Annotated in this window: 18 protein-coding genes and 1 riboswitch; of the genes, 7 read left to right on the top strand and 11 right to left on the bottom strand. The window is 69.5% G+C overall.

Annotated features, from left to right (window positions below):
* Positions 1–71 precede the first annotated feature (71 nt).
* Positions 72–1,121, bottom strand: a complete 1,050-nt coding sequence (locus BLV57_RS22095; protein WP_091291620.1) for a nitronate monooxygenase — start codon at positions 1,119–1,121, stop codon at positions 72–74.
* 119 nt (positions 1,122–1,240) lie between these two features.
* Here BLV57_RS22095 and BLV57_RS22100 point away from each other — a divergent pair, with 119 nt between their 5' ends.
* The 4 genes from BLV57_RS22100 (at position 1,241) to BLV57_RS22115 (ending at position 5,059) form a co-directional block, all read left to right on the top strand.
* Positions 1,241–3,013 (top strand): family 20 glycosylhydrolase, encoded by a 1,773-nt coding sequence (locus tag BLV57_RS22100; protein ID WP_091291622.1) that lies wholly within the window; start codon positions 1,241–1,243, stop codon positions 3,011–3,013.
* A 119-nt stretch (positions 3,014–3,132) separates the two neighbouring features.
* Positions 3,133–3,579, top strand: a complete 447-nt coding sequence (locus BLV57_RS22105) for a pyridoxamine 5'-phosphate oxidase family protein (protein WP_091291623.1) — start codon at positions 3,133–3,135, stop codon at positions 3,577–3,579.
* Between the two features lie 67 nt (positions 3,580–3,646).
* Positions 3,647–4,126 carry a hypothetical protein gene (locus BLV57_RS22110; RefSeq protein ID WP_143047117.1) on the top strand — a complete coding sequence of 160 codons (480 nt, stop codon included), beginning with the start codon at positions 3,647–3,649 and terminating at the stop codon, positions 4,124–4,126.
* A gap of 135 nt (positions 4,127–4,261) precedes the next feature.
* The gene (locus BLV57_RS22115; RefSeq protein WP_091291626.1) at positions 4,262–5,059 is read left to right on the top strand and encodes an SGNH/GDSL hydrolase family protein; all 798 of its coding nucleotides are present in this window, start codon (positions 4,262–4,264) and stop codon (positions 5,057–5,059) included.
* Positions 5,060–5,109: 50 nt separating this feature from the next.
* Here BLV57_RS22115 and BLV57_RS22120 read toward each other — a convergent pair whose 3' ends face one another.
* From BLV57_RS22120 to lepA, 3 genes are all read right to left on the bottom strand, one after another.
* Complete coding sequence (locus BLV57_RS22120; RefSeq protein WP_091291628.1) at positions 5,110–5,598, bottom strand: beta-class carbonic anhydrase; 489 nt, start codon at positions 5,596–5,598, stop codon at positions 5,110–5,112.
* A gap of 91 nt (positions 5,599–5,689) precedes the next feature.
* Positions 5,690–5,944: a hypothetical protein gene (locus tag BLV57_RS42910; RefSeq protein ID WP_143047118.1), complete on the bottom strand. Its 255-nt coding sequence runs from the start codon at positions 5,942–5,944 to the stop codon at positions 5,690–5,692.
* Positions 5,945–6,070: 126 nt separating this feature from the next.
* Complete coding sequence (lepA, locus tag BLV57_RS22125) at positions 6,071–7,909, bottom strand: translation elongation factor 4 (RefSeq protein WP_091291629.1); 1,839 nt, start codon at positions 7,907–7,909, stop codon at positions 6,071–6,073.
* A 125-nt stretch (positions 7,910–8,034) separates the two neighbouring features.
* Here lepA and BLV57_RS22130 point away from each other — a divergent pair, with 125 nt between their 5' ends.
* Positions 8,035–8,607, top strand: a complete 573-nt coding sequence (locus tag BLV57_RS22130; RefSeq protein WP_245757450.1) for a class I SAM-dependent methyltransferase — start codon at positions 8,035–8,037, stop codon at positions 8,605–8,607.
* On the opposite strand, the gene BLV57_RS22135 is transcribed toward BLV57_RS22130, so the two are convergent.
* Together BLV57_RS22135 and BLV57_RS22140 are read right to left on the bottom strand one after the other, a co-directional pair.
* The gene (locus BLV57_RS22135) at positions 8,604–8,978 is read right to left on the bottom strand and encodes a VOC family protein (protein ID WP_091291632.1); all 375 of its coding nucleotides are present in this window, start codon (positions 8,976–8,978) and stop codon (positions 8,604–8,606) included. The genes BLV57_RS22130 and BLV57_RS22135 overlap by 4 nt on opposite strands.
* Positions 8,979–9,001: 23 nt before the next feature.
* Positions 9,002–9,871 carry a DMT family transporter gene (locus BLV57_RS22140; RefSeq protein ID WP_091291634.1) on the bottom strand — a complete coding sequence of 290 codons (870 nt, stop codon included), beginning with the start codon at positions 9,869–9,871 and terminating at the stop codon, positions 9,002–9,004.
* A 167-nt stretch (positions 9,872–10,038) separates the two neighbouring features.
* Here BLV57_RS22140 and rpsT point away from each other — a divergent pair, with 167 nt between their 5' ends.
* Positions 10,039–10,299 (top strand): 30S ribosomal protein S20, encoded by a 261-nt coding sequence (rpsT, locus tag BLV57_RS22145; protein WP_091291636.1) that lies wholly within the window; start codon positions 10,039–10,041, stop codon positions 10,297–10,299.
* 692 nt (positions 10,300–10,991) lie between these two features.
* Here rpsT and holA read toward each other — a convergent pair.
* Positions 10,992–11,972 (bottom strand): DNA polymerase III subunit delta, encoded by a 981-nt coding sequence (holA, locus tag BLV57_RS22155; RefSeq protein ID WP_091291639.1) that lies wholly within the window; start codon positions 11,970–11,972, stop codon positions 10,992–10,994.
* A 135-nt stretch (positions 11,973–12,107) separates the two neighbouring features.
* A riboswitch (SAM riboswitch) is annotated at positions 12,108–12,241 on the top strand.
* A gap of 11 nt (positions 12,242–12,252) precedes the next feature.
* On the opposite strand from holA, the gene thrC reads away from it, so the two are divergent.
* Entirely contained in the window at positions 12,253–13,524 is a 1,272-nt protein-coding gene (gene thrC, locus BLV57_RS22160; protein WP_091291995.1) for a threonine synthase, read from the top strand.
* 1 nt (position 13,525) lies between these two features.
* Here thrC and BLV57_RS22165 read toward each other — a convergent pair whose 3' ends face one another.
* The 4 genes from BLV57_RS22165 to octT form a co-directional block, all read right to left on the bottom strand.
* Entirely contained in the window at positions 13,526–15,919 is a 2,394-nt protein-coding gene (locus tag BLV57_RS22165; protein WP_091291641.1) for a ComEC/Rec2 family competence protein, read from the bottom strand.
* Positions 15,916–16,668 (bottom strand): ComEA family DNA-binding protein, encoded by a 753-nt coding sequence (locus tag BLV57_RS22170; protein WP_091291642.1) that lies wholly within the window; start codon positions 16,666–16,668, stop codon positions 15,916–15,918. Before BLV57_RS22170 ends, BLV57_RS22165 begins: the two co-directional genes overlap by 4 nt.
* Before the next feature lie 175 nt (positions 16,669–16,843).
* The gene (locus BLV57_RS22175) at positions 16,844–17,698 is read right to left on the bottom strand and encodes a DegV family protein (RefSeq protein ID WP_091291644.1); all 855 of its coding nucleotides are present in this window, start codon (positions 17,696–17,698) and stop codon (positions 16,844–16,846) included.
* Positions 17,699–17,707: 9 nt separating this feature from the next.
* Positions 17,708–18,418: a diglucosylglycerate octanoyltransferase gene (gene octT / locus BLV57_RS22180; RefSeq protein ID WP_091291645.1), complete on the bottom strand. Its 711-nt coding sequence runs from the start codon at positions 18,416–18,418 to the stop codon at positions 17,708–17,710.
* Between the last annotated feature and the right edge of the window lie 12 nt (positions 18,419–18,430).

An 18,430-nucleotide genomic window follows, 5' to 3' on the forward strand; every position in this document is an offset into this window, starting at 1 on the left:
AGCCGGGCGAACAGGTCTCCGACGGGATTTAGCGGGCTTTATCCCGGGAAAAGCACCCGGGATAAAGCCCGCTAAATCAGCTTGGCCGCACGGTCGACGGCCGCACGGGCTTCGTCGCGCAGCCGCGCGACGATCTCGGCGGCCGGGCCGTCGGTCGCGGCCGAGTAGGTCTGACCGGCCCACAGTGACATGGCCTCCGGGTCGTCGGCCTTCGCGGCGGCGGCCCGGATCGGCTTGCTCAGGTTGTTCAGCTCCGGGTACGCCGACGGCGCCTGCGCCGAAAGCTCGGTCATCACCCGGTTGACCAGGCCGCGCGCGGGGCGTCCGCTGAACGCGCGGGTGATGTCGGTCTTGCGGTCCGCGACCGCCAGCGCCTTGACCTGCGTCGGCTGGGTGCCCGCTTCGTCCGCGCGCAGGAACGCCGTGCCGAGCTGCGCGGCCACCGCGCCCGCGGCCAGCACCGCCGCGACGTCGGCGCCGTGCACCAGTCCCCCGGCGGCGATGAGCGGCAGCTCGGTTACCCCCTTGATAAGCCTTAGCGCGGCGAGAACGCCATAGATCTCCCCGCCGGTAGGCGAGTCGGGATCGTCTTTGAAGATCCCGCGGTGCCCGCCCGCTTCGAAGCCCTGCACGGCCAGCGCGTCGGCGCCCGCCTTTTCGGCTTCCAGCGCCTCTTCGGGCTTGGTGACCGTGACGATCACCTTGCTGCCGATCTCATGCAGCCGCCGCACGTCCTCAGGCCTGGGCAGCCCGAACGTGAACGAGACGACCGGCACTCGCTGCTCGACGACCACGTCGACCTTGGCCGGATAGCTGTCGTCATCCCAGGTCGGGGTGCCGGGCTCGACCTCGTAGCGGCTCGCTTCGGCCGCCATGCGCTCCTGGTGCCCGCTCAGGTCGGCGTCCGACGGCTTGCCGGGCACGAACAGGTTCACGCCGAACGGCTCGTCCGTGAGTTCCCGGGTCTTGGCGATCTTCTCGGCCAGCACCCGCGGGCTCAGCATCCCCGCGCCGAGGAAGCCGAAGCCGCCGGCGCCGGTCACCGCGGCGACCAGCTCGGGGGTGGACGGGCCACCCGCCATCGGGGCGGCGATGACCGGGAAACGCAAGCTCTCGAACATGGCCTGAGCGTACCCAGATCCCGAATTTCGTCCTTATTGGTCTAGACCTGTCCGATTCGAAGTGGCAGTATCCAGGCGGTTCCGGTTACCGGGACCTGTATGCCGCCAGGAGGATGTCAATGAAGATCCCAAGAGCGCAGCGCGGACGGAAGTGGGGCGTCGCCCTCGCCGTCGCGACCATGATCGGTGGCCTGACCGCGGCCACCCAGAACCCGGCCATCGCGGCCACCCCGCCGTTGCAGAGCATCGTGCCGGTCCCAGTCTCGGTCCAGGCCGCGGCCGGCGTCACCTTCCCGCTGGTGGCGTCGACCAAGATCTACACCGAGGCCGGTTCCGCACCCGCGAAGGAGGTCGGCGACTACCTCGCGGCCATCCTCCGCAAGTCCACCGGCTTCGCACTCCCCGTCGCCGACGCGCCGGCGACCCCGGCCGCCGACGGCATCACGCTGCTCCTGAACGGCGCGCCCGCGAACGTCGGCCAGCAGGGCTACCAGCTCGTCTCGACCGCCACGACGGTCGTCGTGCGCGCCATCACCGCCGACGGCCTGTTCGGCGGCGTGCAGACGCTGCGCCAGCTGCTGCCCGGCAAGATCGAGAGCGCGACCGTCCAAACCGGCCCGTGGGCGATCCCCGGCGCGACCATCCTCGACTATCCGCGCTTCGCCTACCGCGGCGCGATGCTCGACGTCGCCCGGCACTTCCACCCGGTCGCCAGCGTCAAGCGCTATATCGACCAGCTGGCCCAGTACAAGATCAACAACCTGCATCTGCACCTGGCCGACGACCAGGGCTGGCGCATCCAGATCGACAGCTGGCCCCGGCTCGCCACCTACGGCGGCAGCACCCAGGTCGGCGGCGGCGCGGGCGGGTACTACACGAAGGCGCAGTACAGCGACATCGTGGCGTACGCGGCCTCACGGCACATCACGATCATCCCCGAGATCGACATGCCGGGGCACACCAACGCGGCGCAGGCCTCGTACGCGGAGCTGAACTGCAACGGCGTCGCTCCCCCGCTGCGCACGGACATCGAGGTCGGCTACAGCTCGCTGTGCATCTCGAAGGACATCACGTACCAGTTCGTGTCGGACGTGATCCGCGAGATCTCGGCGCTGACCCCCGGCCCGTACTTCCACATCGGCGGTGACGAGGCCGCGGCCACCCCGCCCGCGGACTACCTGACCTTCATCAACAAGATCCTGCCGATCGTGGCGGCCAACGGAAAGCAGGCCACCGGCTGGCACGACATCGCCAAGGCGACGCTCCCCGCCAACGCGACACCGCAGTTCTGGGGCACGACCACTTCGGACAGTGGCGTCTCGAACGCGGTTTCCCGCGGCAGCAAGGTGATCCTGTCGCCTGCCAACAAGGCGTACCTCGACATGAAGTACAACGCGAGCAGCCCGATCGGCCTGTCGTGGGCCGGTTACATCGAGGTCCAGGACGCGTACAACTGGAACCCCGGCGCGTACCTGAGCGGCGTCGGCGAGTCGGCCGTCCGCGGCGTCGAGTCGCCACTGTGGACCGAAACGGTCAAGAACTCGGCGGACATCGAGTACCTGGCGTTCCCGCGCCTGTCCGCGCACGCCGAACTCGGCTGGTCGCCCTGGTCGACGCACGACTGGAACACGTTCAAGGTCCGCCTCGGCGCCCAGGCACCGCGCTGGAAGGCCCAGGCGATCAACTTCTACGCCTCCGGCCAGGTCCCCTGGGACAACGGCGGCGTGCCCGGCACGTGCACCCAGCCCGCGTGGAACGCCTCGTCGATCTACACCGGCGGCAATGTCGTGTCCCACAACGGGCACAAGTGGACCGCCAAGTGGTGGACCCAGGGCGAGGAGCCCGGGACGACCGGCGAATGGGGCGTGTGGCGCGACGACGGCAGCTGCTGATATTGCCCTCCCGTCTCCCACCACCACCCTCAACGGAGACGCTTCGCGTCACTGGTCTGCCCTTTGAGACGTACGCTCGCCCGGTTCCCTGCAAAGCCGGGCGGGCGTACCTTCATGTCATGGCGGCCGATCTGGATCTTGTCCGGAAGCTTTCCCTCGCCGAGCACGGCTTGGCGACCATCGCGACCACGCGAAGCGATGGCACCGTCCACGCGTCCGTGGTCAACGCCGGGGTGATCGACGACCCCGTCTCCAGCGCCCCGTCGGTCGGCCTGGTGGCCATCGGCGGCACCCGCAAACTCGCGCTGCTCCGCCGCGCGGGCCACGCCACGATCATCTTCCGGCGCGGCTGGGAGTGGGTGTCGGTGCAGGGCAACACCCGCCTGATCGGCCCGGACGACCCCGACCCCGCCTACGACCTCGCCCGGCTCCCCCAGCTGCTGCGCGACGTGTTCACCGCGGCCACGGGCACCCACGACGACTGGGACGAGTACGACCGTGTGATGGCCGAGGAGCGGCGGACCGCGGTGTTCATCGAGGCCTCGAAAATCATCGGCAACCGCTGAGCCCTCTGAAGCGTGTCAAGACTAGGCCGGAGGTGTCGGTCGAGCCTTCACGACAGGGAGCGGACGGATGACTCGAACAAGGCAATGGCGTCAGGTGGCGCCCAAGGCTTGGTGGCGGGCACCCTTCATCGTCGGCTACTCGCTGGCGATCCCGGTCGTCGCCGTCCTCGGTGCGTCGATGGGGGCCATCCAGTTCGCGTGGAGCACCGCGACCGTGGTGGCGATCGCCTACTTCCACTACCGAGCCCGGACGATCGGCATCTACACGAGCGACGACGGCGTTCGGCTGCGCGGACTGGTCAAGTCCCGCGAACTCGGCTGGGCCGACGTCGCGGAGTTCTTCCACCGTCCGTCCCGCTACGTCGGCTTCGAGCCGGTGCACGGCTCACTGTGGGTGGTGCTCGAGGACGGCGAGGAACTCAAGACGCCGGTCAAGATGCAGCCCGAGGGTGAGCCGCCAGGCAACACCACCGCCATCCTGGCGGAGCTCAACGGCGAAGCTCGGCAGGCGCACGCCAGGATCGCTGCCGCGGCGAAGCCGGGCTGATTACCCACGACTTTCGTCGGGACTCACTAACCTGACTGGCCGCATTTTCGAGAACTTTCACCGAACTCCCTTCTCCTGGGTCGGGCGGGTTGCTATTCGTAGTGGCGTCACCCCGACCTCTCCCCGGGAGAACCCTTGCGCGCCTTACGCTTCCTCGTCCCTGCGCTCCTGACCGCCGTCGCCGCACTCGGCGGCACCACGGTCGCGCACGCCGCACCCGCGAAGTACGTCGCACTCGGCGACTCCTACGCCGTCGGCGTGGGCACCTGGACCTATGACAACTCGAGCGACGCGTGCCGCCGTGGCCCGCTCGCCTACCCGCGGCTCTGGGCGGCCGCGCACCCCTCGACCACGTTCGTCGAGGCCTCCTGCTCGGGCGCGCGGACCGCGGACGTGCTCAACACCCAGGTGCCGAAGCTCACCGCCGACACCACGCTGGTCACCATCCAGGTCGGCGGCAACGACGCGGGCTTCGTCGACGTGCTCAAGCAGTGCATCCTCACGATCGACGACAAGGACTGCGTGAACCGCGTCGAGCAGGCCAAGAACATCGCGCGCACGACCGTCTCCCCCGCGCTCGCCACGACCTACGCCGCGGTGCGCCAGGCCGCTCCCTCGGCCAAGGTGATCGTGGTCGGCTACCCGCGGATGTACAAGATCGGCGGCAACTGCGGCATCTTCGGCCTCAGCGACACCGAACGCACCGCGCTGAACTCCGCCGCCGACGTGATCGCCGAGATCACCGCCGCCCGTGCCGCGGACGCCGGCTTCACCTTCCTCGACGCCCGCGGCACCTTCGACGGCCACGGCATCTGCACCTCGACGCCCTGGCTCACCAGCCTGGAGTGGAGCAAGCTCGACGAGTCCTACCACCCGAACACGGCAGGCCACCGCAGCGGCTACCTGGCTCCCCTCACGGCCATCACGGGCTGAGGCTCGTGCGCGTTGCGGACGGGCTCACCGGCCGCAACGCGCACGACCCCTTAGACGACTTCGTTGAGCTTGCCCGTCGCGACGTCGAAGACGAAGCCGCGGATGTGGTCCTTCTTCGGCACGAACGGGCTGTTCTTGATGCGGGCGATGGACTGCCGGACGTCGGTCTCCAGGTCGGAGAACGCCTCCGCGGCCCAGGACGGCTTGACGCCGACGTCTTCCTGGATGGACTTCTTGAACTCGTCGTCGGTGAAGGTGAGCATGCCGCAGTCGGTGTGGTGGATGAGGATGATCTCCTCGGTGCCCAGCAATCGCTGGCTGATCGCGAGCGACCGGACCTCGTCCTCGGTCACCACCCCACCGGCATTACGGATCACGTGCGCCTCACCCTCGTTGAGGCCGAGCACGCCGTAGACGTTGATCCTGGCGTCCATGCACGCGACGACCGCGACATGCTTGGACGGCGGCAGGGGCAGCGGGCCGGTGAAGGACTCGGTGTAGCGGGCGTTGTTGGCTAGTAGCTCGTCGGTGACGGACATCGCGCACACATCCCTGATATTCGGCCAGGTGGACGTCACTGAGTGCACTGCGATATGCGCATGACCGCAAACGTGCCCAGATTGTGGAAGATCAGCGACCGGCCAGCCTCCCGAGCAATTCATTCAGCACGACCCGGGCCGGGAACGGCTTGCCCGCTTCGAACGGTTCATCACCGACGGTTTTGGCCACGCGCTCATAGCGCTCTTCTTCAGGTTCCAGTCGATCAACGCGGTGCTCGGCGACAACACCTCGACGACCAAAATCGGCGTGGCGGGCAAGGTAGCGGCGTCCATCCGGCGGTATCGCTTCGAGGTCGTGCTCTGTCAAAGGAATGTTCGTTCTCATTGTCTCTGTCCTTCCGTTGCCGTGCCCCCAGCACACCAGAGGGGACCGACAGAAAAAGGCCGGATTCGAGCGAGCACGAAAAAGGTCCCCCGAAAGAGTGATCGGGGGACCTTTTTGCGAAGAAGCCTACTTCTTGCCCTTGGGCTCCTCAGTGGACAGTGCAGCGACGAAGGCCTCCTGCGGAACCTCAACGCGCCCAACGGTTTTCATCCGCTTCTTGCCTTCCTTCTGCTTTTCCAGCAGCTTGCGCTTACGCGAGATGTCACCGCCGTAGCACTTCGCGAGCACGTCCTTGCGGATCGCGCGGATCGTTTCCCTGGCGATGATGCGCGAGCCGATGGCCGCCTGGATCGGCACCTCGAACTGCTGGCGCGGGATGAGTTCACGCAGGCGTGTGGCCATCCGGTTGCCGTAGCCGTACGCGGCGTCCTTGTGCACGATCGCGGAGAACGCGTCGACGGTCTCGCCCTGCAGCAGGATGTCGACCTTGACGAGATCGGCGATCTGCTCGCCAGCCTCTTCGTAGTCGAGCGAGGCGTAGCCGCGGGTGCGGGATTTCAGCGTGTCGAAGAAGTCGAAGATGATCTCGGCGAGCGGCAGGTTGTAGCGCAGCTCGACGCGCTCCTCGGACAGGTAGTCCATGCCCAGCAGCACGCCGCGCTTGGTCTGGCAGAGCTCCATGATCGTGCCGACGAACTCCGACGGCGCCAGGATGCTCACCTTGGAGACCGGCTCGTGCACCTCGGAGATCTTGAGCCCGGTCGGCCAGTCGGACGGGTTGGTCACGATGACCTCGTTGCCGTCTTCGAGCACGACGCGGTAGACCACGTTCGGCGCGGTGGAGATGAGGTCGAGCCCGAACTCGCGCTCGAGACGGTCGCGGGTGATCTCCAGGTGCAGCAGGCCGAGGAAGCCACAGCGGAAGCCGAAGCCCAGCGCCACCGAGGTTTCCGGCTCGTAGGTCAGCGCCGCGTCGTTCAGCTGGAGCTTGTCGAGCGCCTCGCGCAGCTCGGGGTAGTCCGAGCCGTCCACCGGATACAGCCCGGAGTAGACCATCGGCTTCGGCTCGCGGTAGCCGGCGAGCGCCTCCTTCGCGCCGTGGCGCTCCGAGGTCACCGTGTCACCGACCTTCGACTGGCGGACGTCCTTCACGCCGGTGATCAGGTAGCCGACCTCGCCGACGCCGAGTCCCTTGCTGGGCTTGGGTTCCGGCGAGATGATGCCGACTTCCAGCAGCTCGTGCGTGGCGCCGGTGGACATCATCTTGATGCGCTCGCGCGGGGTGATCTTGCCGTCGACGACCCTGATGTAGGTGACGACACCGCGGTAGGTGTCGTAGACCGAGTCGAAGATCATCGCGCGGGCGGGCGCGTCGGCTTCGCCCTGCGGGGCCGGGACCTGCTTGACGACCGCGTCGAGGAGCTCGCCGACGCCGACGCCGGTCTTCGCCGAGACGCGCAGCACGTCGTCCGGCTCGCAGCCGATGATGTGGGCGATCTCGGCCGCGTACTTGTCCGGGTCGGCGGACGGCAGGTCGATCTTGTTCAGCACCGGGATGATCGTGAGGTTGTTCTCGAGCGCGAGGTACAGGTTCGCGAGCGTCTGCGCCTCGATCCCCTGCGCGGCGTCGACCAGCAGGACCGCGCCTTCACACGCCTCGAGCGCGCGGGAGACCTCGTAGGTGAAGTCGACGTGGCCGGGGGTGTCGATCATGTGGAGGACGAAGTCCTCGCCCTCGACCTGCCAGGGCAGCCGGACGTTCTGCGCCTTGATCGTGATGCCGCGCTCGCGCTCGATGTCCATGCGGTCGAGGTACTGCGCGCGCATGGCCCGTGCTTCGACCACGCCGGTGAGCTGCAGCATGCGATCGGCCAGGGTCGACTTGCCGTGGTCGATGTGCGCGATGATGCAGAAGTTCCGGATCTGAGCCGGGGGCGTGAAGGTCGTGTCGGCGAACGTCGTCAACGGGTTTCCTCGCGAAGGTCGGGGTGTGCCACCTCTATGGTCCCATGCCGCTCCGGGTGCGATTGGGGGTCATCCCCGATGCGTGACCGTCGCGTCCATGATGACCTCGATATATGACTGATTCCATGACCGAAATGCTGGACAGGGCCTTCGGACACCCCCGTGGCCTGCTGGGCAGGATCGGCGCGCTGCTGATGACCCACGGCAACGGCCCGACCGAACGTCACGTCGTCGAAGTGGCCAAGCTCACGCCCGAAGAAAGCGTTCTCGTCGTCGGGCCTGGCCCCGGCGTCGGGCTCGAGGCGGCGGCCGGGCGCGCCGGGCGCGTGATCGGCGTCGATCCGTCCGAAGAGATGCTCGGCCTGTGCCGCGAGCGCTGCGGTGACGCCGTCGAGCTGCGGAAAGGCACCGCGGAGGACACCGGCGAGGACGACTCGTCCGTCGACGTGGTGCTGAGCGTCAACAACGTGCTCCTGTGGGAGGACCGGGCGGCCGGCATCGCCGAGCTGTTCCGCGTGCTCAAGCCGGGCGGCAGGCTGGTGCTGTCGACGCACGAGAAGTGGTTGCCGGTGTCGCGGCACGTGCTGGCCGAGGAGCTGGAGACCGCTGGGTTCGTCGACGTGCAGACGTGGACGTGGGAGCCGCCGGGCTTCGGGGCCGCGCTCGCCGCCCAGCTTCGGGCTCGCAAGCCGCTCTAACGAAGATCGGTCCTCAAGGGATGCCCTGAGGGGATTTCCACCAGGAAGATCTTGTGGCCATCGGGGTCGGAGAGCCACGCCTCGTACAGGCCCCACGGCTCGACCCGTGCCTCACGGTCCGGCTGGAGCCCTTTCGCCGCCAGCTCGCGCAGCGCCGCGTCGAGATCGCGCACCTGCAGCCAGAGGTTCACATCGGGGCTCGGGCCCCGGTCCCCGCCGCCGACGATCTCCAGGAAGCCCTGGCCGAGGAAGAACACGGTGCCGCCGGGAAACTCGTAGTAGATCGCCAGGCCCAGCGTATCGCGATAGAACGCGAGCGAAGCCTCGTGGTCCTTGGGCCGCACCAGTATCCGGCTGCTCAGCACGTCCATGTGCTCATCAGTACCGGATCGGCTCAGGCGATCGCAATCGCGGTGATGCCTGCCAGCACGATCACCGAGCCCGCCAGCCTGCGGACGGCGTTCGCCTCACCCAGCACCAGCCACGCGGCCAGGCCGCCGAGCACGATGCTGAGCTCGCGGGCGGGTGCGACGAGGCTCACCGGCGCGACCCGCATGGCGTAGAGCACCAGCAGGTAGGCGACAGGCGAGAGCAGGCCGACGACCAGCACTTCCTTGCGATACGCACGCCACAGACGGACGGTTTCGGACCGGCGCCTGAGCGCGTACGGGGCGAGGAGGACGCTCTCCAGCACCGAGCCGAGCACGAAGTAGATGATCGGCGGCACCGCGACGTTCTTCACCGAATGCGCGTCCCACAGCGTGTAACCGGCGATGACGACGCCGGTGAGCAGGCCGTAGAAGACGCCGGCGCGCCGCGCGGCCGGGTCATGGTGCTCCCCCGTGCGCCCGGTGCTGATCACGAGCACGCCCGCCACCACCAGCAGCGCGCCGAGCAGCCCGACCAGGCCGGGCCGTTCGTGCAGGAAGACGACGGCGGCGACCACGGACACCAGCGGTCCCGTCCCCCTGGCCAGCGGATAGACCACGGAGAGGTCGCCCGCGTCATAGCCGCGCTGGAGGACGATGCCGTACGCGACGTGCAACACGGCCGAGCCGAGCGACGCGACCAGCCAGCTCCACTGTGGACGCTCGGATTCCGTGCACAGCAAGAAGATCGCGACAGGAAGGAAGGCGACGGCCGAGGTGGTGTAATAGAGGAAGACGAACGCGGCGCCGCCGTCACCGACCCGTTTGGCGGCCAGGTTCCACAGCGCGTGCACCAGTGCGGCGACGAGGACGAGGCCGAGCGCGGTGCCGTTCACTGATGATCACCCTACGCGGGGTGCCTGACCAGGTTGCAAGCGGTTTTCGGCGTCCTGTTAGGCTGGTCGCTCGTTGCCGTGTGGCATTCCGTCATGGAGGAAACCGGGTTCCCCGGGCCACTACGACGCGGCGGCGAAAACACCGGAAATGATTGAGGAGCGCCCGCGTGGCCAACATCAAGTCCCAGATCAAGCGCATCACCACCAACGAGAAGGCCCGCCAGCGCAACCAGGCGATCAAGTCGTCGGTGAAGACCGCGATCCGCAAGTTCCGCGAGGCCGCCGACGCCGGTGACAAGGACAAGGCCATCGAGGCCCAGCGTGACGCCGCCAAGAAGCTCGACAAGGCCGTCACCAAGGGTGTCCTGCACGCCAACCAGGCCGCGAACAAGAAGTCGGCGATCGCCAAGCGCGCCAACTCGCTCTGACGCACTGGTTTTCTGAAGTTTTCTCCGCTGGGCCCCGCCGTTTCGTTCGGCGGGGCCTAGCGTTTTTCGTACCCAAGGCTTGAGGGACGGGCTCAGGCCCGCGCCTGGACGAACGACACGCGTACGCAGGTAGACGACATGCGTGCATGGATAGACGACACGCGTACACAGGCGGACGACACACGTCCCTGGCTGGACGACACGCGTACGCAGATGGACGACGCGCGTACCTGGACGGACGACACGCGTACGCAGATGGACGACGCGCGTACCTGGACGGACGACACGCGGGCCTGGAGAGTCGGCGCGCGTACCCGGGGAGTCGGGACGCGGGCCTGAGGAGTCGGCGCGCACCCCAGCGGGTCGGCACGCGTGCCAGACGGGTCGCGACGCGGGCCTGAGGAGTCGGCGCGCACCCCAGCGGGTCGGCACGCGTGCCCGGCGGGGCGCGACGCGGTCTGGGAAGTCGGCGCGGGGGCCTGGGAGCGGCGCTCGGGCTGCCGGTTAGCAGGTAGGGCTGGGGAGTCGGCGCGCGTGGGTGTGGGTCACGGCTTGCCTGGACGTGGGACCGCGGTGTCTGGGCGTGGGGCATGCGGTGCCTGGAGGTGGGACACGGGGTGTCTGGGTGTGGGACACGAGGTGCGGGGGTGTGGGACTCGGGGGCGGGGTGGCCCGAGGGGGGCGTGGGTGGGTTAGGGCTCGGATTTGGCGGCGGCTACTTGGAGGACTGCGCGTTCCAGGGCGTAGTTGGCGTCGGCGGCGGCGCCTTTTACGTCGGCGTTGAGGCGGGCGACTATGCGCATGGCGTCGGCTAGGCCTGCTTGGTTCCAGCCTCGGGCTTGGCCTTGGGCCTTGCGGATCTTCCAGGGGGGCATGCCGAGTTCGCCGGCCATCTGGTTGGGGTTGCCCCGGCCCGCGCCGGAGACGCGGGCGATGGTGCGGACCGCGTCGGCGAGGGCGTCGGCGACCAGGACGTGGGGCACGCCGAGCTGCATGGCCCAGCGGAGGGACTCGAGCGCCGCGGCGCGGTCGCCGGAGACCGCTTTTTCGGCGACGGCGAAGCCGGTGACGTCGGCGCGGCCGCGGTGGTAGCGGCGGACCGCCGCCTCGTCGACCTTGCCGCCGGAGTCGGCGACGAGCTGGGAGGCCGCGGACGAGAGCTCGCGCAGATCCGAACCGACCGCGTCCATGAGTGCGACCAGACCTGCCGCGTCGATCTTGCCGCCGGCGAGGCGGACTTCGTTGCGTACGAAGGATTCCCGCTCGGCGGGCTTGGTGAGTTTCGGGCACTCGGTGATCACCGCGCCCGCCTTGCGCAGTGCGGCGGGCAGTGCCTTGGCGGCCTTGCTGCGGCCGCCGCCGGTGGTCACGACGATGAGCACGATGCCTTCGGCCGGGTTCTTGAGGTAGGCGAGCACGGCGTCCGAGATCTCCTGCGAGATGTCCTGCGCCTGCTCCAGCACGATGACCCGGCCCTCGCTGAAGAGCGAGGGGCTGACCATCTCGGCGAGCACGGGCGCTGTGAGTTCGGACACGCGCATCCGGGTGATGTCGGCCGTCGGGTCGGCGGCGCGGGAGACCTCGAGCGTGGCCTTCACGGCACGCTCGATGAGCAGTTCCTCCTCCCCGAGCACGAGATGGAGCGGCGACGGGGAGGCTGCTGACGCGGTCACGGTGACGATCCTGCCACTAGACCCCGACATCGCACTGACGGCTCCTCCGGGCGGGTACCGGTAGCCCGAGCTGATCGCCATGTCGTACGGTGTTACCCGAGGCGGTGCTGACGCAGCACGCCGACAATCGAATACCGCTCATCCAGAGGGGCAGAGGGAACGGCCCGACGAAGCCCCGGCAACCGGCGTACAGCCTGTCATTCCGCGTTCGCGGGATAGCTGACGATCACGGTGCCAATTCCGGCCCGCTTCGGCGGGGCAGATGAGGAAGGACCTCGCGATGACAGCAACCCTCGGCACGACTTCCACCACCAAGCGCACCCCGGACCTGGGCCGGGCCGTCGAGCTGGTGTCGAAGGAAGAGGGTCACCGTCAGCCACTCGCCCCCGAGTTCGTCTCCGCGGAGGACTTCTCCCCGCTCGAGGTCGCTTACGACTTCGGCAAGATCCGCCGTGAGGACATCGAAGCCGGACCCAAGAACATCTGGCGCTACAAGAACCTCCTCCCGGTCCCCTCGAACGTCGAGGAGATCCCCAACACCGAGCCGGGCGGCACCCGCCTGGTCGACGCCCGCAACCTCGCCAAGGCATTGGGCGTGCGCAAGCTCTGGGTGAAGGACGACACCGGCAACCCGACGCACTCCTTCAAGGACCGCGTCGTCGCGGTGGCGCTGGCCGCCGCCCGCGAGTTCGGGTTCACCACGCTGTGTTGCCCGTCGACCGGGAACCTGGCCAACGCCGTCGCGGCGGCCGCCGCCCGCGCGGGCTGGGACTCGGTCGTGCTCATCCCGAAGACGCTGGAAAAGGCCAAGATCCTCACCACCGCCGTGTACGACGGCGCGCTGATCGCGGTCGACGGCAACTACGACGACGTCAATCGGCTGGCGACCCAGCTGGCCGCCGAGAACGAGACCTGGGCGTTCGTCAACGTGAACGTGCGGCCGTACTACTCGGAAGGTTCCAAGACGCTCGCTTTCGAGGTCGCGGAGCAGCTGGGCTGGCGCATCCCCGAGCAGATCGTGGTGCCGATCGCCTCGGGCTCCCAGCTGACCAAGGTGGACAAGGGTTTCCGTGAGTTCGGGCAGCTCGGCCTGGTCGAGGCGAGCCCGTACAAGGTATTCGGCGCGCAGGCCACCGGCTGCTCGCCCGTCTCGGCCGCGTTCCGCGCGGGCCACGACACGGTGCAGCCGGTCAAGCCGGACACGATCGCCCGCTCGCTGGCCATCGGCAACCCGGCCGACGGCCCGTACGTGCTCGACGTGGTCAACCGCACCGGCGGCGCGATCGAGGACGTCAGCGACGAAGAGGTGGTCGAGGGCATCCGCCTGCTCGCCCGCACCGAGGGCATCTTCACCGAGACCGCGGGCGGCGTCACCGTGGCCACGGCGAAGAAGCTCATCGAGACCGGCAAGCTGGACCCGGACGCCGAGACCGTGCTGCTCATCACCGGCGACGGCCTCAAGACCCTCGACGCCGTCGAAGGCAAGATCGGCCCGCTGGCCACCGTGGCGCCGTCCGCAGACGCCGTGCGCGAGGCGCTCCGGAACCGCTGATTCACGGACCGGGGCCCCGGCGGCGCGACACCGCCGGGCCGCCCTGGTCCGCGAGCACGGCCACGTCCCCGTCGGCGTCGGTCCTGGTCACCAAGGCGCCCACCGCGGCCAGGGTGTCCAAAGTGGACTTCGCGGGATGGCCGTATCGGTTGCCCGCGCCCACACTGACCATCGCGACGCGGGGCGCGACGGCCGCGAGGAACTGCGGCAGCGAATAGCGTGAGCCATGGTGCGGGACCTTCAGCACATCGGCGCGTAATGCGTCACCGTCCTCCAGCAGGTCGGCTTGGGCGGCGAGTTCCACATCGCCGGTCAGAAGCACCTTGCCCGCCGCCGTTTGCGCTCGCAGCACAACCGAGGCGTTGTTGATCGCCGTGCCGTCCTGCTGATCGGCGCCGCGCTGGGTGACGTAGTGCGGGCCCAGCACATCGATCGCGAGCTCCGGCCACTCCAGGCGTTGGCCGATGGTGAGCTCGGCGAGCGGAATCCCGTGCCGTCGCGTGGTTTCTTCGACCTGGCGCCAGGCCCAGCCCGGTGCGCGGCCCGGTCCGACGGCGACCGCGCCGACCGAGCGGCCGTCGAAGACCGACGTGAGCCCGCCGATGTGGTCAGCGTGCAGATGACTGATGATCACGAGCGGAATCCTTTCCACACCAAGCCTTTTCAGGCATTCGTCGACCGGTCCCGGCTCCGGGCCGGTGTCGATCAGCACCGCGCGGCCGGGCTCGTCCGTCGCCAGCACGACCGCGTCTCCCTGCCCGACATCGCAGGTGACCATCGCCCAGTTCCCCGGCGGCCACGACGGCGCGACCAGTCGTGGTGGCACGAACACCAGCAGCACCACGGTCAAGAGCACCGCCAGCGCGATCCGTGACTTGCGGCGCCGCAGCACCAGCCAGATCGCCACCAGTACCACCACCGCGAGCACGCCGCCCGCCCAGCCGCCAGGCCACGGGACGACCGCGCCGGGCGCGCGGGCCGCGTGCCTCGCGACGGCGATCAGCCAGTTCGTCTCCGGCTCGGCCAGCATGACCAGCACGTGCGCCGCACCGGGCCAGCAGGTCGCCACGACCGTCGCGAACACGGTGAGCACCGTCGCGGGCGCGACCACCGGCGCCGCGACCACGTTGGCCACCACCGACACCAGGCTGAGCCTGCCCGCCATCCCGGCCAGCACCGGCGCCGTCACGACGAAGGCGGCGAGCGGCACCATCAGCCCGGCCGCGATCCCGGCGGGCACGCCGCGCCTGGTCAGCGTCTCGGCCCAGCGTGGCGCCAGCAGCACCAGCCCGGCCGTGGCCAGCACCGACAGCGCGAACCCGAGGTTCACGGCCATGGCCGGGTCGTAGACCAGGAGCCCGCACACGGCGACCGACAACGCCGACAGCACCGAGCCCGACCGGCCGAGCGCCAGCGCGAGCAGGCCTATCCCGCCCATCACCCCGGCCCGCAGCACACTCGGGTCCGGCCCGGCGAGCACCACGAACCCGGCCAGCGCCGCACCCGCCGCCACGGCGGAGAACCGTGGCCCGAGCCGGAAAACCCGCAGCAGCACCAGAATCGCACCGCAGACGATGGCGACGTTGCTCCCGCTGACGGCGGTCAAGTGCGTCATCCCCGCGGTGAGGAACTCGCGTTCCACCCGCGGCGACAGCGCGCTCGTGTCGCCGACCGCGAGCCCCGGCAGCAGACCGGCGGCCTCCTCTGACAGGCCTTGGCATGCCTTTCTCAGCCCGGCTCGCATCGTCTCGGCCACCCGCTGCCACCAAGGCGCGCCGCTCACCTCCACCGGCGGCCCGCGCACCGACACCACGGCGACCGTGAGCGAGGCGCCCTGGGTCGGCGGCGCGAGCACACCGGTGGTGGTCACGCGCTGGCCGGGCAGCAGTTCCAGCCAGCCCGCGACCGGCGCGATCAGCAGCACCCGCCCGGTCGAGGCCACCGGGCGCCCGGCGACCTCGACCCGCTCGAGCTCCGCCGCCAGCAGCACCGACCGGACGCCCGCCTGCATGCCCGCGAACCCCGCGCCACGGATCGGGCGCGGACGGTCGGTCAGTGCCACCCTGACCACCGCCGTGTCACCACGGGCCGCGAGCGGGCGGACCGCGTCCTGCTCCGCGCGGAGCAGCCGGATGGCGAGCGGGCAGGCCATCACGAGCCCGCACACGAGCAGGGCCGCGCCCATGGCGAAGAAGGTCGGATCACGGCCCCGGAACCTGACGATGACCACGATCGCGGTCAGTGCGGAGAGCGCGCCGCAGACCAGCGCCATCCACCAGCCGAACATCGCGCAGGCGAGGGTGCCCAGCCAGATCGAGATCGCCGCCGGAACCAGCCTGAGGTCGTGATGGGTGTCCGCCGGTTCGGGCTTGGTCCCGAGCTTCGGAGGTTTCATGACACACCCACCTGGTCACGCAGCTTCGAGAATTTCCCTTCTCCTATGCCATCCACGTCGCGCAGTTGCTCGACCGAGGTGAACCGGCCGTGCTTCGTGCGCCACTCGAGAATGCGCTTAGCCATCACCGGGCCGACGCCGGGCAAGGTGTCCAGCTGCTCGGCCGTGGCGGTGTTGAGATCGACCTTGGACGGCGTGCCGTCCGAGGGGGCGGCGCCGGCGGGCACCGGGACGCCGACCGCTATCTGCTCGCCGTCGGCGAGCTTGCGCGCCAGGTTGAGCCCGGCGAGGTCGACGCCGGGCGAGGGACCGCCCGCCTTGGCGACCGCGTCGGCGACGCGGGCTCCCGCGGGCACCGTGACCAGTCCGGGATTGGCCACCTTGCCGACGACGCTGACCACCAGCTCCGGCGGCGGGGCCACCACGGCCTTCGCGGCGACCGGGCTCGCGGACGGCAACGCGGGCGGGCTCTCGTGCGGCTCGGGATCACCGAGCAGCACGACACTGGTGAGCACGACGCTCACCACACCGGCGAGCGCGGCGGCGACCGCGAGCCGGCGACGGCGGACGGAGCCGGGCGCACCGGCCACCGAAGCGGGCAGCCATCGCTCGATCAGCCTGCCAGCGGGTGTCCCGCGAGCGGGGTGGATTCGGGTTTCCTGGTCCGCGGCCTCGGCTCGCGACGAGGCCTGTGCGGCCAGCTGGACCAACTGGGGTGAGCCCGGTTCACGGGCGGATCGGTCGAACACACGATCGACGTTAGGGGGCTTGGGGTGGGCGGGGCCAGTGAGGAGGGCGGGCGCTGTGGATAAGTGGGTGGATGTGGACAAGTCGGGGAGGGGCGGGGCGCTGGCGGGGGTTTTTGTCGGGGTGGTGTGCTATACGAGCGGGAGCACCGGTCAGCGACGGCAGAAAGCGTTGTGGCTAAAGGGTTTTGGTCATGCGCTGGACGACAACGCCCAAGACGCCGGGGCCGGTGTGGGCGCCGATGACCGCGCCGAGTTCGGAAACCACGCAGCCGCCGGAACGCGGGATCCGTTCCTCGAGGCGGTTCGCCAGTTCCACGGCCCGCTCGGGGGAAGCGAGATGGTGCACGGCGAGTTCGACGTCGTCCGAACCCGCGGCGTTGACCGCCAGTTCCACCAGCCTGGCGATCGCGCGGTTCATCGTGCGGACCTTCTCCAGCGGCAGGATGCGGCCCTCCGCCATGTGCAGCACCGGTTTGACGGCCAGCGCGGTGCCCAGCAACGCGGCCGCCGGGCCGATCCGCCCGCCTCGCCGGAGATGTTCGAGCGTCTCCACCACGAACAGGGTTTCCGAGCACCGGGCCGCCGCGACCGCGGCGGCTTCCACCTCGGCCGGTGACGCGCCGTCGGCGGCGGCGTTCGCGGCGTGGAGGGTGGCGAAACCCAGGCCCATCGCGGTGGTGCGGGAGTCGACGATGCGCACCCGGTCGGGCCCGACCTCCTGGGCGGCCAGCACGGCGGCTTCCCAGGTGCCGGACAGCTCACGCGAGAGATGCACCGAGACGACCGCGTCCGCGCCGTCCGCGAGCGCCTGCCGGAAAACGGCCACGAACTCACCGGGAGTCGGCCGTGACGTGGTGACGATCTTGCGGGTGCCGAGCGCCTCGGCGAGCGCCACGGGGCCGACTTCGACGCCGTCGAGCGCGGTGACGCCGTCGATGAGGACATGCAGCGGGACGACCCGTATCGAATGCCGGTCTGCGAAGCCCTCCGGCAGGTGGGCTGTGGAATCCGTGACAACGGCGACCGGCACGCGGTCAGCCTACGGTGCCGAGGGCAGCAATGGCTTGATCAGGTCGGCCATGGCATGGCCGACGTCGGTGTGGCCTTCCCAGCCCCAGTGCATGCCGTCGGGATTGCCGCGCCCGCTCAGCACGTGCTCGCCGACCACCGAAGCCAGCTCGAGCATCGGCACGCCCGCCTTCCGCGACCACGCGGTCATCGCCGCGGTGGCCCCCGCCCTGGCCGTGTGCACGCGGCCGTAGGAGGCGGCGCGGTGGACGCTGGGCAGCATGCCGATGATCGGCAATGTCGGCCTCAGCACGCGCAACGCGCCGACGGCCGTGTCGAGATAGTGAACGGTCAGCTTCGCGGGCAACACCGCGGGTCTCCCCCGCGTCAGCCGGGCAAGCCAGGGTTGCGCACCCAGATAGGTCTTGCGGACGACCCGGCGAAGCGGGTCGGGCCGCAGATAACGCAGGCCCGTCCGCAGATAGGTCGGCAGCGGCGACGGCAGCGTGTCCATACTGCCCACCGCGAAGACGACGGCGTCGGCGTGATGCAGCTCCGCCCAGACACGCGGGTCGCCGGTGAGCGACCACCACGCGTCGCGGGCCGTCCAGCCGAGGCCTGCGACCAGATCGGCGCTGCCGCCCAGCGCCTCGGCCATGACGTTGGGCCAGATCCGCGCGTCGTCGGCCGGGAGTCCGCCGTCGGGCCCGTAGAAGCAGAGCGAGTCGCCGAAGACCAGCAGGCGGGGCGACCT

This window comes from Amycolatopsis xylanica, assembly GCF_900107045.1.
GTDB lineage: Bacteria > Actinomycetota > Actinomycetes > Mycobacteriales > Pseudonocardiaceae > Amycolatopsis > Amycolatopsis xylanica.